This is a genomic window from Dorea formicigenerans (assembly GCF_025150245.1).
Taxonomy (GTDB): Bacteria; Bacillota; Clostridia; order Lachnospirales; family Lachnospiraceae; genus Dorea; species Dorea formicigenerans.
Window position 1 is genome coordinate 780,670 of the sequence record NZ_CP102279.1, and the last position, 14,116, is coordinate 794,785.

The 14,116-nt window shown below is 43.2% G+C and carries 14 protein-coding genes; 12 read left to right on the forward strand and 2 right to left on the reverse strand.

The genetic code is table 11. The annotated features are described in order from the left end of the window. Positions 1-127 precede the first annotated feature (127 nt). The 9 genes from NQ560_RS03955 (at position 128) to yqeC (ending at position 9,860) form a co-directional block, all read left to right on the forward strand. The gene (locus NQ560_RS03955; protein ID WP_040015235.1) at positions 128-1,393 is read left to right on the forward strand and encodes an SLC13 family permease; all 1,266 of its coding nucleotides are present in this window, start codon (positions 128-130) and stop codon (positions 1,391-1,393) included. 126 nt (positions 1,394-1,519) lie between these two features. Beyond that, a complete protein-coding gene (gene ttdA, locus NQ560_RS03960) occupies positions 1,520-2,419 on the forward strand; it encodes a L(+)-tartrate dehydratase subunit alpha (protein ID WP_040015236.1) in 900 nt (299 codons plus the stop codon). Further along, positions 2,419-3,045, forward strand: coding sequence for a L(+)-tartrate dehydratase subunit beta (ttdB, locus tag NQ560_RS03965; protein ID WP_005330521.1), 627 nt, complete (start codon positions 2,419-2,421; stop codon positions 3,043-3,045). Before ttdA ends, ttdB begins: the two co-directional genes overlap by 1 nt. 197 nt (positions 3,046-3,242) lie before the next feature. Beyond that, positions 3,243-4,781: an NAD(P)/FAD-dependent oxidoreductase gene (locus NQ560_RS03970; protein WP_005330523.1), complete on the forward strand. Its 1,539-nt coding sequence runs from the start codon at positions 3,243-3,245 to the stop codon at positions 4,779-4,781. A gap of 12 nt (positions 4,782-4,793) precedes the next feature. Beyond that, positions 4,794-6,245 carry an NAD(P)/FAD-dependent oxidoreductase gene (locus NQ560_RS03975; RefSeq protein ID WP_005330525.1) on the forward strand — a complete coding sequence of 484 codons (1,452 nt, stop codon included), beginning with the start codon at positions 4,794-4,796 and terminating at the stop codon, positions 6,243-6,245. A 3-nt stretch (positions 6,246-6,248) separates the two neighbouring features. Further along, positions 6,249-6,611 (forward strand): DUF1667 domain-containing protein, encoded by a 363-nt coding sequence (locus NQ560_RS03980; protein ID WP_005330531.1) that lies wholly within the window; start codon positions 6,249-6,251, stop codon positions 6,609-6,611. After that, positions 6,608-8,101 carry a glycerol kinase GlpK gene (glpK, locus tag NQ560_RS03985; RefSeq protein ID WP_005330533.1) on the forward strand — a complete coding sequence of 498 codons (1,494 nt, stop codon included), beginning with the start codon at positions 6,608-6,610 and terminating at the stop codon, positions 8,099-8,101. The genes NQ560_RS03980 and glpK overlap by 4 nt, the downstream gene beginning before the upstream one ends. Positions 8,102-8,104: 3 nt before the next feature. Continuing rightward, a complete protein-coding gene (locus NQ560_RS03990; RefSeq protein ID WP_005330534.1) occupies positions 8,105-9,031 on the forward strand; it encodes an alpha/beta fold hydrolase in 927 nt (308 codons plus the stop codon). A 67-nt stretch (positions 9,032-9,098) separates the two neighbouring features. Beyond that, entirely contained in the window at positions 9,099-9,860 is a 762-nt protein-coding gene (yqeC, locus tag NQ560_RS03995; RefSeq protein WP_005330535.1) for a selenium cofactor biosynthesis protein YqeC, read from the forward strand. Between the two features lie 13 nt (positions 9,861-9,873). Here the strand turns inward: yqeC and NQ560_RS04000 are convergent, their stop codons facing one another. Further along, the gene (locus tag NQ560_RS04000; RefSeq protein ID WP_005330536.1) at positions 9,874-10,764 is read right to left on the reverse strand and encodes an RluA family pseudouridine synthase; all 891 of its coding nucleotides are present in this window, start codon (positions 10,762-10,764) and stop codon (positions 9,874-9,876) included. Between the two features lie 139 nt (positions 10,765-10,903). Here NQ560_RS04000 and NQ560_RS04005 point away from each other — a divergent pair, with 139 nt between their 5' ends. The 3 genes from NQ560_RS04005 to NQ560_RS04015 all read left to right on the forward strand — a co-directional run bounded on the left by NQ560_RS04005 (position 10,904) and on the right by NQ560_RS04015 (position 13,015). Continuing rightward, a complete protein-coding gene (locus tag NQ560_RS04005; RefSeq protein ID WP_005330537.1) occupies positions 10,904-11,935 on the forward strand; it encodes an NUDIX domain-containing protein in 1,032 nt (343 codons plus the stop codon). Positions 11,936-12,039: 104 nt separating this feature from the next. Continuing rightward, positions 12,040-12,351 carry a thioredoxin gene (trxA, locus tag NQ560_RS04010; RefSeq protein WP_005330538.1) on the forward strand — a complete coding sequence of 104 codons (312 nt, stop codon included), beginning with the start codon at positions 12,040-12,042 and terminating at the stop codon, positions 12,349-12,351. 19 nt (positions 12,352-12,370) lie between these two features. Continuing rightward, the gene (locus NQ560_RS04015) at positions 12,371-13,015 is read left to right on the forward strand and encodes a nucleotidyl transferase family protein (protein WP_040015237.1); all 645 of its coding nucleotides are present in this window, start codon (positions 12,371-12,373) and stop codon (positions 13,013-13,015) included. 98 nt (positions 13,016-13,113) lie between these two features. On the opposite strand, the gene arcC is transcribed toward NQ560_RS04015, so the two are convergent. Beyond that, positions 13,114-14,043: a carbamate kinase gene (gene arcC / locus NQ560_RS04020; protein WP_005341010.1), complete on the reverse strand. Its 930-nt coding sequence runs from the start codon at positions 14,041-14,043 to the stop codon at positions 13,114-13,116. Between the last annotated feature and the right edge of the window lie 73 nt (positions 14,044-14,116).

Sequence of the window (14,116 nt, forward strand, 5' to 3'; positions counted from 1 at the left end):
ATTTTACTATAATCTTTTTTTATGCTCTCATATGTATTAATAAATGTACAATTTGGAAAACTACCGATATAATGAGGGCATAAAGAAGGGAATACAAAATAATAACAAAAGACTGGGAGGAAAACAAATGAGTTCTTCAACAATTACCCTCTTGTTTCTCCTGTTTGCGGTGATCATGTTCGTGCTAGAAAAGATTCCGCTAGGAGTAACATCGATGATTGTCTGTTGTGGTCTGGTTGTAACCAGGGTGTTAGATGTGAAAACAGCATTTGCCGGATTCATCGACAGTAACGTCATCTTATTTGTGGCTATGTTCATTGTAGGCGGTGCACTCTTTGAAACCGGAATGGCAAATAAAATCGGTGGAATCGTAACCAAATTTGCCAGTTCCGAACGAACACTGATCGTTGCAATCATGGTGATTGTAGGTGTGATGAGCGGTGTGCTTTCCAACACAGGTACAGCAGCGGTACTGATTCCGGTAGTAATCGGAATTGCAGCAAAATCTGGATATTCCAGATCAAGACTTCTAATGCCACTTGTATTTGCAGCAGCTATGGGTGGAAACCTTTCCCTGATCGGAGCACCGGGCAATCTGATTGCACAGAGCGAACTTCAGAAAAACGGATTATCATTCGGATTTTTTGAGTATGCAATCGTAGGTGTACCGATTCTGATCTGTGGAATTTTGTTCTACGCAACGATTGGACACAGACTTCTGCCGGACAGAGAGCCGACCGATGATGGTGCATTTGATACGACCAAGAATTTTGATGATGTACCGAAGTGGAAACAAATTGTATCATTAGTTGTTCTGGTTCTGACTCTTCTTGGAATGATTTTTGAGGAGCAGATTGGAATTAAGCTTTGTGTGACAGGCTGCATCGGAGCACTGGTATTAATTCTGACAGGTGTTATTTCAGAAAAAGATGCTTTGAAATCCATTGACCTGAAAACAATCTTCCTGTTTGGTGGAACACTTTCACTGGCATCAGCTCTTGGAGAGACTGGAGCAGGAGAGATGATTGCAGGAAAAGTAATCGCAATGCTTGGAGATAATCCGTCACCATATGTATTGACATTTGTCGTATTTGTACTTTGCTGTCTGCTTACGAACTTCATGTCAAATACAGCGACGACAGCGTTGATGGCTCCAATCTGTATGTCCATTGCACAGGGCATGGGTGCAGACCCGAGGGCAGTTCTGATGGCGTGTGTAATCGGAGGTTCCTGCGCATATGCAACACCGATTGGTATGCCAGCAAACACAATGGTCGTAGGAGCGGGAGGATATACATTTATGGATTATGTAAAAGCTGGATTCCCGTTGATTATCATTGCTACAGTCGTGAGCATGATTATCTTACCAATTGCATTTCCTTTTTTCCCGTAAGGAAAAAGATAGTTTTCATAGGAAATGATCTGAATGAGACATATACACTTCTTTATAAGAGTTGTATATATAAATTTTAAAATGTATTTAAAAGTACAAGATAACACATTTATAAGGAGGATTACCATGAGTAAGACAGAACAGGTAGAAAAACTTACGAATTATATGGCGAACTTCGTGTCATATATCGGGAAAGTACTGCCGGACGATATCATTGCAAAATTAGATGAGCTGGCAGAGAAAGAGGACAGTCCACTGTCAAAGACAATCTACCAGACAATGAAACTGAATCAGAAGCTCGCGAAAGATTTGAATCGTCCAAGCTGCCAGGACACAGGAGTATTACAGTTCTGGGTAAAATGTGGAACAAAGTTCCCACTGATCGGTGAATTGGAAGCATTGTTAAAGGATGCGGTTGTAAAAGCAACATTTGAAGCACCACTTCGCCATAACAGTGTTGAGACATTTGACGAGTACAATACAGGAAAAAATGTTGGAAAAGGAACACCGACTGTATTCTGGGACATCGTTCCGGACAGTGATCAGTGCGAAATTTATGCATATATGGCAGGTGGCGGATGTACACTTCCAGGAAAAGCTATGGTTCTGATGCCAGGGGCAGGATATGAAGGTGTAACAAAATTCGTTATGGATGTTATGACATCCTACGGAATCAACGCATGTCCACCGCTGTTAGTCGGTGTAGGAGTTGCAACATCTGTTGAGACTGCAGCACTTCTTTCTAAGAAAGCACTGATGCGTCCACTTGGAAGCCATAACGAGAACGAAAGAGCAGCATCTATGGAAAAACTTCTTGAGGACGGAATTAATGAAATTGGCCTTGGACCACAGGGAATGGGCGGTAAGTATTCTGTTATGGGCGTACATATTGAGAATACAGCAAGACATCCATCTGCAATCGGAGTTGCCGTAAACGTAGGCTGCTGGTCTCACAGACGTGGACATATTATCTTTGATAAAGACCTGAACTACACAATCACAACACATTCGGGGGTGACGTTATAATGATCGAGATGAAAGACGGAAAGAAAATATTAACAACGCCAATTACAGATGAAGATCTGGCAGATATCCATGTAGGAGATATTATTTACTTAAATGGAAGCATGACAACTTGTCGTGACGTAGCTCACAGACGTCTTGTTGAAGAAGGACGAGAGCTTCCGGTTGATGTAAGAAATGCAGCAATTTTCCATGCAGGACCGATTATCCGCCCATTGGAAAATGATAAATTTGAGATGGTATCCATTGGACCAACAACCAGTATGAGAATGGAAAAATTCGAGAAGGAATTCGTTGAAAAAACTGGTGTGAAGATTATCATTGGAAAAGGTGGAATGGGACCAAATACAGAGTATGCATGTAAGAACTTTAAAGCACTTCACTGTGTATTTCCAGCAGGAAATGCAGTTGTAGCAGCTACAGAAGTAGAAGAAATTGTGGATGCTCAGTGGAGAGACCTTGGAATGCCTGAGACACTCTGGCACTGCCACGTAAAAGAATTAGGACCTCTGATCGTATCTATTGATACAGACGGACGTAATCTCTTCGAAGAGAACAAAGTCATTTTCAATCAGAGAAAAGACAAAGCAATTGAAGAAATCTGCAAACACGTAAAATTTATTAAATAAGCCAATTTGTGAAAACCTCTTAAAGATTTTGGTTAGTAAGCTAACCATACCCAAACCTCGGCACCCCGTCTGACCAGCGGGGTGCTATTTCGATTTTGAATAATACATTTCTTTCGCATTGTGTATTGTCGCACAATTCAGAATCCGTTACAATAAAGTTATATCTTCTGTTATGAAGAAAACAAGGAGGTCGTGGTATGTCGGATTTGAAATATGACATCATCATTATCGGTGCGGGTGTTTCAGGTTGTGCTGTGGCACGGGAATTATCACGTTATGATTTGAAAATCTGTGTGCTGGATAAGGAAAGTGATGTCTGTGAGGGGACGAGTAAGGCGAACAGTGGAATTGTTCATGCAGGACATGATGCAAAGCCAGATACATTGAAAGCGAAACTGAATGTTCAGGGAAATCTTATGATGGAAGAGATGGCAAAAAAGCTGGATTTTCCGTTTAAAAGAAATGGTTCACTAGTTGTCTGTCAGAACGAGGAAGAACTTTCAAAACTAGAAGAACTGAAAGAGCGAGGCAAAGAAAATGGAGTGGAAGGGTTAAGAATCCTGACAAGGGAAGAGGCGCTTGAACTGGAACCGGCACTTGCGGATTCTGTGTATGCGGCGCTTTATGCACCAACCGGAGGAATTGTCTGTCCATTTCTTATGAATATTGCTTATGCAGAAAATGCAGCAATCAATGGCGTGAAGTTCCAATTTGGAACGCGTGTGCAGGATATACAGAGATGCCATCAAGTAAGTGGATTTGAAGTCATTACAAATCAGGGAACATTATATTCAAAATATGTAATCAATGCTGCCGGAGTTTATGCGGACGAAATCCACAACATGGTCAGTGAGAAGAAACTTCACATTACACCGCGAAGGGGAGAATATTGTCTCCTTGATAAAAATGCGGGAACTCTGGTCAGTCATACTATTTTTCAAGTGCCAGGGGAAATGGGGAAAGGTGTTCTTGTAACTCCGACCATACATGGCAATCTGATGATCGGGCCAACTGCCGATGATGTTCCAGATAAAGAAGATAATGCGACGACGAGAGCAGGGCTTGATAAGGTGTTAAATGATTCTGCGAAATCCGTAAAAGGCATTCCGACACGCCAGGTCATTACATCATTTGCAGGACTTCGTGCACATGAAGATGGTGGAGATTTCCAGATAGAAGAATTAACTGATGTGCCAGGATTTATCGATGTGGCTGGAATCGAATCACCAGGACTTACCAGTGCCCCGGCAATCGGAGTGTATGTCTGTGATTTAGTAAAAAAAATGATGGAAGATACAGATCGGCAAATAAATCCAGGAGATTCGGGGAATTTAAGAAGTTTCGAAGTAGCCGATAAACAAAAAAGTTCAGGCAGATTACAGGAAAAAGAAAATTTCATAGAGACGCGTAAAGGAATCGTACATTTTGCAGAACTAAGTCTGGAAGAACAAAAGGAACTGATTCAGAAAGATCCAGCGTATGGACAGGTCATCTGTCGCTGTGAAACCGTGACTGAGGGAGAGATTCTGGATGCAATCCGAAGACCGCTTGGAGCGCGGACGCTGGATGGAGTAAAGCGAAGAGCTCGGGCAGGCATGGGACGATGCCAGGGAGGTTTCTGTACACCGAGGATTATGGAGATACTGTCCAGAGAGTGCGGAATTCCGTTGGAAGAAATCTGTAAAAATAATCCGGATTCCCGAATCATTGTAGGAACAAATAAGGACAGGCTGTAGGGAGGGGCAGGAATGAAAACTTGTGATTTAGTCATTATCGGAGGCGGTCCTGCAGGACTTGCAGCAGCGCTTGGAGCAAGAAAACAGGGAATAAAGGACATTTTAATCGTAGAAAGAGACAAAGAACTTGGCGGAATTTTAAACCAGTGTATTCACAATGGTTTCGGACTTCACACATTTAAAGAAGAGCTGACTGGACCGGAATATGCAGGACGTTATATTGAGCAGGTAAAAGACGCCGGGATTCCATATGTGACCGATAGCATGGTGCTGAGTATTCAAAGCATGAGCCAGTATAAGAGTAGTCTTCAAGCAGATCAGTGTGAATATAACAAAGAAAAATATTCAGAAGCAGATCAAGATAAATATAGCAAGAAGAAATATACAGATAAAATTATCACTATGGTTAGTCGTACGGAAGGTATCGTTCAGATTCAGGCAAAGGCAGTAATACTTGCCATGGGTTGCCGGGAGCGTCCAAGAGGAGCGCTTAATATTCCGGGATATCGCCCGGCTGGAATCTACAGTGCCGGAACGGCACAAAGACTTGTAAATATGGAAGGTTATCTGCCAGGACGTGAAGTCGTGATTTTAGGTTCTGGTGATATCGGACTGATCATGGCAAGACGTATGACACTGGAAGGGGCACATGTAAAAGTAGTTGCGGAACTGATGCCTTATTCCGGTGGACTAAAGAGAAATATTGTGCAGTGTCTGAATGACTATGATATTCCACTGAAGTTAAGCCATACAGTCGTTGATATTCATGGAAAAGAACGGGTGACAGGAATTACACTTGCCAAGGTCGATGAGAAAGGAAAGCCAATTCCGGGAACGGAAGAAGAATATGCATGTGATACTCTGTTGTTATCCTGTGGATTGATTCCGGAAAATGAATTGTCACGGGAACTGGGCGTGAAATTAAATCCAGTGACCAGCGGACCGGTTGTAGACGAGAGTCTGGAGACAAATGTGCCGGGAGTATTTGCCTGTGGAAATGTGCTTCATGTTCATGATCTTGTGGATTTTGTATCAGAGGAAGCGGACAGAGCAGGAACATGTGCGGCGAGATACATTTTACAAGAGAATCAAAGCAGTAATCCTGGCATAGACCAAGAGAGTCAGTATAGTGATTCAGATATAGGTAAGGCTTCCAAGATGAATGATAATAATGATCCAGTGATTCCACTCATTTCTCTTGGCTGTGTCCGCTATACCGTTCCATCTGCCATTCATTTGTCCAAGATGCCGGATAAATTGAAAGTGCGGTTTCGTGTCGGAAAAGTTGTAAAAAACTGTGCAGTCGATGTATACTGTAAGGAAGAGAATAGCGAGAAACGGATTAAGACAAAGAAACGTCCAGTCGTAGCACCTGGGGAGATGGAAGAGATTCTGCTTGGCAGGGAAGAACTTTTAAAATATCCGGATTTACAACAGCTTATCATCACGGTGAAGGAGGGATAGACTATGGAGGAGAAGAAACTAATCTGTATCGGCTGCCCTCTTGGATGTGAATTATGTGCAGTATTGGAACGTGGAGAGGTTATAAGTGTTACAGGAAATACTTGCAAGCGCGGAGATGCTTATGCCAGAAAGGAACTGGTAAGTCCGGAGCGTACCGTGACAAGTACGGTGAAAATGAGTGACGGGCGCATGCTTCCGGTGCGCACGAAGACGGATATTCCTAAGGCGAAAGTATTAGAATGCGTGCGAGAATTAAAACATGTTGTCGTAGAAGCGCCAGTGGAAACAGGGCAGATAATTGTGCAGGATATTGCGGGGACAAATGTACCGGTGATCGCTACAAAGAAGATGGGAGAACGTGTATGAAAAAATATGTAATGGCTCTGGATCAGGGGACAACCAGTTCCAGATGTATTTTATTTGACAAAAAAGGAAATATTTGCAGTGTAGCGCAAAAAGAGTTTGAGCAGATTTATCCAAAACCAGGCTGGGTTGAGCATGATCCGATGGAGATTTGGGCATCTCAGTTATCTGTTGCGACCGAAGCAATCAGTAAAATCGGTGCAAGTGCTGATGAGATTGCGTCCATTGGAATTACGAATCAGAGAGAGACGACGGTTGTGTGGAACCGTGAGACGGGTATGCCGATTTACAATGCAATCGTGTGGCAGTGCCGCAGAACTGCAGAACGGATCGATCAATTAAAAGAAGATGGTCTGACGGACTATGTGAAAGAGACGACAGGACTGATACCTGATGCATATTTTTCAGCGTCAAAGGTGGCATGGATCTTGGATCATGTAGAGGGAGCCCGGGAGCAGGCAGAAAATGGAGACCTTGCTTTTGGAACAATTGATACATGGTTGATCTGGAATCTGACCCGTGGGGAAGTACATGCGACAGACTACACCAATGCCTCCAGAACGATGATGTTCGATATTCATAAATTAGACTGGGATCAGAAGATTCTGGATTATTTCAAGATTCCAAAGAACATGCTGCCAAAAGTAAAACCGCCCAGTGGAATTTTCGGATATACAGAAGTCGGTATGTTTGGCGAGAGTATTCCAATCGCCGGGGCAGCAGGTGACCAGCAGTCAGCATTGTTCGGCCAGTGCTGTTTTGATGCCGGAGAAGTGAAGAATACATATGGAACCGGCTGTTTCCTGCTTATGAATACAGGAGAAAAGGCTGTGACTTCAGAAAATGGACTGCTTACGACTATTGCAGCCAGCGCAGACGGAACCGTCCAGTATGCATTAGAAGGAAGTATTTTTGTGGCAGGAGCGGCAATCCAGTGGCTGCGTGATGAGATGCGTATGATCCGCAAAGCAGCAGATACGGAGCGTTATGCAACTGCGGTCGAAGATACTGCAGGCGTTTACCTTGTTCCGGCATTTACCGGAATCGGAGCACCGTACTGGGATCCATATGCAAGAGGTACGGTCGTGGGCATCACAAGAGGCTGCAAAAAAGAACATTTTATCCGGGCGGCACTGGAATCTATGGCGTACCAGACCAATGACATTTTGAAAGTGATGGAAGAAGAATCTGGTGTACAGATCCGGACGCTCAAAGTAGATGGTGGTGCATCAAATAATAATTTTCTGATGCAGTTCCAGTCCGACATTCTTGGTGTTGATGTGCTCAGACCACAGTGTGTGGAGACAACAGCTCTCGGAGCGGCATATCTTGCAGGAATTGTAGTGGGTTACTGGGAAGATGTAGAGGACGTGCGCGCAAACTGGGCACTGTCCCGAACATTCCATGCAGACATGACAGACGAAAAGAGACAACATTTGTTAAAAGGCTGGAAGAAAGCAGTCGGTCGTGCATTCGAGTGGGTGGAGGACTAGATTATGAAGCGGGAATTTCAATATCCGTCGCGGGACGGAGTGACACAGATTCATGCAATCGAATGGGAGCCGGAGGGGGAGATCCATGCGGTTATGCAGTTATGTCATGGTATGGTCGAATTTATCGACCGATATGATGCATTTGCAAAATATCTGAACGAACATGGAATTTACGTGGTCGGACATGACCATCTGGGACATGGAAAATCTGTGCAAAATGAAGAATATCATGGATATTTTCATAAAACGAATGGAAATGAATATGTAATCGGTGACATTCACAAACTTCGGGAAATGACGCAGAAAAAATATCCGGATAAGCCGTATTTTATGCTTGGGCATAGTATGGGGTCTTTCCTGATCCGTCAGTATATGGAAATGTACGGACCTGGCCTTTCCGGAGTCATAGTCATGGGAACCGGAGCGCAGCCGGGAGTCGCGTTATTTTTTGGAAAATTACTGTGCAAAGTCATCGCTGCATTTAAAGGTGATGATTACCGGAGTGCATTTGTGGATAACATGGCATTTGGTGGATATAATAAACGGTTTGAGCCTGCCAGAACAGATAAGGACTGGCTGACGCGTGATGAAAAAGAGGTGGACGCCTATCTGGCGAATCCATGGTGTACGTTCCGCTTTACAGTCAATGCATATTATCATATGTTCTGTGGCATTGAGTATGCACAGAAAAAAGAGAATATTGAAAAGATCCCAAAAGATTTGCCGTTGTATCTGGTGGCAGGATCAGACGATCCTGTTGGAAACTTCGGAAAAAGTGTGGAAAATGTTGCAAAAACGTATCGGGAATGTGGAATTAAAGATGTGTCCCTTAAGCTTTATGAGAAAGACCGCCATGAGATATTAAACGAGCTGGACCGACAGGTGGTTTACGAGGATATACTGGCGTGGGTGGAAGCGCATCTGATATAGCCAGCATCGACTGAAACGGGAGAAGACTTGTAAAAGGTGAACTAGAAAAACGCGAGGAGATGAAAAATTGGCTGAGAGAGAAAGAAGAGTCATTTCGCTGGTCGGCGGTGGTGGCAAGACAACGACCATGTATGCGCTGGCTGAAATTTTCAGAGAAGAAGGGAAAAAAGTAATTGTGACGACAAGTACACATTTGCAGACCCCGCCAGAAGAAATCCGTGCGTGGAATATTGAAGAAGTGAGAAGTCTCTGGAAATCTGACCAGATTGCGGTCATCGGTACAGATTGTGAAAGTAATAAGAATCTTGCAGCAGGAGATCAGGCAGCAGTAAATCAGATGGAAAATAAGAAATCTGTGAAAAAGATGCGTATGCCAGATGGTTCATTTTTACAGGAAGTTCTGCAGGAAGCGGAGGTTGTACTAATTGAAGCGGATGGAGCAAAGCATCTTCCTTGTAAGGTGCCAATTGAAAAAGAACCGGTCATTATTCCGGAGTGTACAGATGTCATTGCGGTTGTGGGAATGGACGCATTAGGAAAGCCATTAGAAGAAGTCTGCTTTCGAAAAGACCTTGCAGTTCAGTTTTTAAATACGAGTTATAAACATCTGATAGCAGAAGAGGATATTGCAAAAATCCTTTCATCAGTGAAAGGTGCACGAAAAGGCGTGGAAGACCGGAAATATTGTGTCGTTCTGAATAAATGTGACGATGAAATCCGCAAGGAGCGGGCCGAGAAGATCCGCTCCTTGTTAAAAGAAAAGAGCATTGAAAATGTAATGATCACAAATTGTGAAAATCGTCAAAATGAGTTGAAGAAATATTTCTGATAAAATTCTTGAATTATTCCTGCATAACCCGAGCCATATCTTCTGGCAGCGGTGCAGTGAAACTCATATGTTCCCCGGTAATCGGGTGGGTGAATTCCATGTGGTGGGAGTGCAGAGCTTGACGTGTCATGTACTCCATGTCTGGGTTGTACAGGTAGTCACCAATCAGTGGATAACCGAGATATTTCATATGAATACGGATCTGGTGGGTGCGGCCGGTCTCAAGACGAAGAGAGACAAGGCTGTGCCCATTTGCTTCTTTTACCACTTTATAATGGGTGACTGCATCTTCTCCATGTTCCCAGTCTACGGTCCGTTCGATGATGGTTCCGCCCTTGCGCCCGAGCGGAGCTTGGATGGTTCCTTCGGAAGGTGTGACAGAACCTCGTGCAATTGCGAGATATTCCCGGTGAACTTCACGGTATTTTGTCATGTCCGAGAGAATACTGCCACTGACCAGATGCTTGGACACAATGGTAAGTCCCGAAGTATCCCGGTCCAGACGGTTACAACACCGGAAAATGAAAGGTTTCCCCTGAGACTGAAAGTAGTAAGCCAGAGCATTTGCTATAGAGTTTGTGTAATTATTTAAAGACGGGTGAATCGGCATGCCGGCAGGCTTGTTCAGCACAAGAAGATCCTCATCTTCATAAATAATATCCAGCGGCAGGTTTGTCGGTGGAATCTTCTCAGAATTCTTTGTTTCACAGATACGCACCTGCAGGTGGTCTCCTGTAGAAAGTTCCTGACGCATATAATAATGTACCCCATTTACAAGGATACTTTTCGGCATTCTTTTAATCTCCGACAGATTCTGCCCGGAGTAGCGCTTTCGGCGTAAGAATTGCTCAACTCTAAGGCCGGCACTGTCTTCATCTATGATATAATCGATATTTCGATTCATTGCATTTCTCCCATATAATGTCTATAATAAAAAGTAATCTGGCGATTAGTGCTAGTATAGCACATTTTTCAGTGTAATGGAAATCCAGTGAATTACGTTATTTATCAGCCATTATTTATAAGAAAAGAGGAAACCAATAATGACATCACTTAGTACTTTATGTTATATAGAAAAAGATGGGCAATATCTAATGCTTCACCGTACAGTGAAGAAAAATGATGTGAATAAGGATAAATGGATCGGTGTGGGCGGACATTTTGAAGCAGATGAAAGTCCGGAGGAGTGTGTGCTTCGTGAAGTGAAAGAGGAGACAGGATATACATTGACTTCTTATCGGTTCCGTGGGATTGTGACATTTGTATCTGGAAATGGTGTGACAGAGTATATGCATCTGTTTACTGCTGATGAATTCGAAGGAAAACCCATAGCATGCGATGAAGGTGAACTGGAATGGGTGAAAAAAGAGGACGTGTTGAAACTAAATATCTGGGAAGGCGACCGGATATTTTTACGGCTTCTTGCAGATGAAGAGCCATTCTTCTCACTGAAGCTTGTCTATGATGGTCATGATACACTGGTGTCAGCAGTGTTGAATGGAGAACCAATGGAGCTTTTCGATATTTTAAATCCAGACGGCAGTAAAACCGGAATTGTGAGAGAGCGAGTGGTTGCGCACCGTGAAGGAAGTCTGCATGCGACAGTGCATATGTGGATTGTGCGTCCGAATGAGAAGAGTGGTTATGACGTTCTTTTACAGAAGCGCAGCCAGACAAAAGATTCCAATCCAGGCAGCTATGATATATCCTCCGCAGGACATGTGGACGCCGGAGATGAGATTCTTGAATCAGCCATTCGCGAGCTGAAAGAAGAACTTGGTATTGAGGCAAAACCGGAAGAACTTCATTATATAGGTGTACATTACGGAGCATTTGAGGCAGAATTTTATGGGAAAATGTTTCGGGACAGAGAACTTAGTTCAGTCTATGTATACACAGAACCGGTGGAGATTGAAAACCTCAAATTACAGAAAGAAGAAGTGGAAGCGGTTCGCTGGATGGATTACGAGGAGTGCAGGCAGAAAGTTCATGACGGCACGATGCCGAACTGTATTTACGAAGATGAATTTCGGATGGTCGGGGAATACCTTGACAGAGTAAGTGTCGGCCGTTAAGATGAAGTCAGAGAAAATATAGTACAGACAGGCTGTACAAAGATGCAGTTATAAAAAAATGAATCTGTGCAGATAATGAATAGATGAAAGGAAGGTAAGCATATATGGCAGTTGTACATGTAACAGGAGATACATTTGAGCAGGAAGTATTAAAAGCAGAAGGAAAGGTACTGGTTGATTTCTGGGCCGGCTGGTGCGGACCGTGTCAGATGCTTGGACCGGTTATTGAAGAAGTGGCAGCAGAAGTAGATGATGTAAAGATCTGCAAAGTGGACGTAGACCAGTGCATGGATCTTGCAAGACAGTATAAGGTTGTGTCCATTCCGATGCTTGTTGTATTTGAAAATGGAGAAGTGACAGGAAAGCAGCTTGGACTGATCAGTAAAGAAGAAGTATTACATTTAATTGGGAAATAAAAAGGAAACGGGTATACAAATGACAAGAACGGGAATTGTAAATGGAAGATTTCAGGTGCTTCACCTGAAACATATGGAGTATATTCTTGCAGCAAAGATGCGCTGCGACAAATTATATATCGGAATCACGAATCCGGATGGAGCTCACACGCGGGATACGGTGCATGATGAGAACAGAGGAACGAAAGCAGGGAATCCATTGACCTATTTTGAGCGGTGTGAAATGATCCGCGGTGCAATGGAAGAATTTAATGTGCCTGCGAAAGAGTATGATTTTATTCCATTCCCGATCAGCATGCCGGAGTATATCGCACAGTATACACCCAAAGAAGCAGTATACTATGTAGGAATGTTTGATGCCTGGGATGAGGAAAAGTACAAGATTTTACGAAGCCTTGACCTGGATGTGAATATTCTTTGGAGAAAAACGGAAGAAGAGAAAGGAATTACTGGATCAAAAGTACGGGAGCTTATCGCTACAGATCAGGAGTGGAAACAGTTTGTTCCCAAAAGTGTGTATCATTATCTGACAGAAAATGAACTGGACAAGCGTGTAAAGCGTCTGGAACTTATGAGGATTGAAGAAAAAAAGGCCATTGAACAGATGAACATTGCAGAGGCAGTGGAACGTCTCGAAATGATGGAATCCCAGGATATGGATTAAAGGAATAGACAAAAAAGTATGGTTGATAACAATTGAGAGAGATTTTTGTTATCAACCATACTTTTCTTTTAAAAACATTTTTAAATTCAAGATGGAATCTAACGAATCACTGTTCCGGTCTTTCCTTCCAGCGCCTCGTTTAATTTATCGTAAGAAGTGATGAGTGCACTTCTGCCTTCTCTGCCTTCTACAAAGTTTACGGAAGCATTGAATTTCGGGAGCATGTTGTAAACTCCAAAATGTCCTTCTTCCATATATTTTTTAGCCTGATCGACTGTAATTTCGCCAAGGTCTTTTTCATCGGCACGTCCCATATGGATCTTAACTTTCTCAACACTTGTCAGAATGATCAACATATCAGCATCTGTCTCTTCTGCCATCTTACCGGCAGTCAGATCTTTTTCAATAACAGCGCTGGCTCCTTTGAGATGATTGTCCTGCTCAAGTACCGGAATTCCCCCACCGCCACATGCGATAACAACCTGATCTGCATCTAACAGGGCTTTGATTGCATCAATCTCGACAATGCTGACTGGATTCGGTGCAGATACGATTCGACGGAATCCCTTTCCCGGCTCTTCCACGATATAATTTCCCTTTTTCCGCTCCAGATTAGCTTCTTCTGCATTCAGATAACGACCGAGAACTTTGGTTGGTGTATAGAATGCCTCATCATAAGGATCCACAACAACACTGGTAAGAACGGTACTGACTGTGCGGAAAATCCCGCGGTCTAAAAGCTCTTCGCGAATGTTGTTCTGGAGATCATAACCGATATATCCCTGACTCATGGCTGAACAGATACACATAGGTGCTGCTGTATAATCTTCATGCTGCTTTGCAAACTCATTCAATGCGGTATGTATCATTCCGACCTGAGGTGCATTACTGTGTGTAATAGCTACCTGATATCCGTTCTGGATAAGATCGGCAATTACTTTCGCTGATTTTTTCACTGCCTCTAACTGTTCCGGCAATGTTGTTCCAAGTGCCCGGTGTCCCAGAGCGACAACAACTCGTTTCTTCATAGTATAGCCTCCTGCTAAAAGTATTCTACCTTTAATCATACATGAGCGGGTTAAAATTGGCAAGATTTTAAGT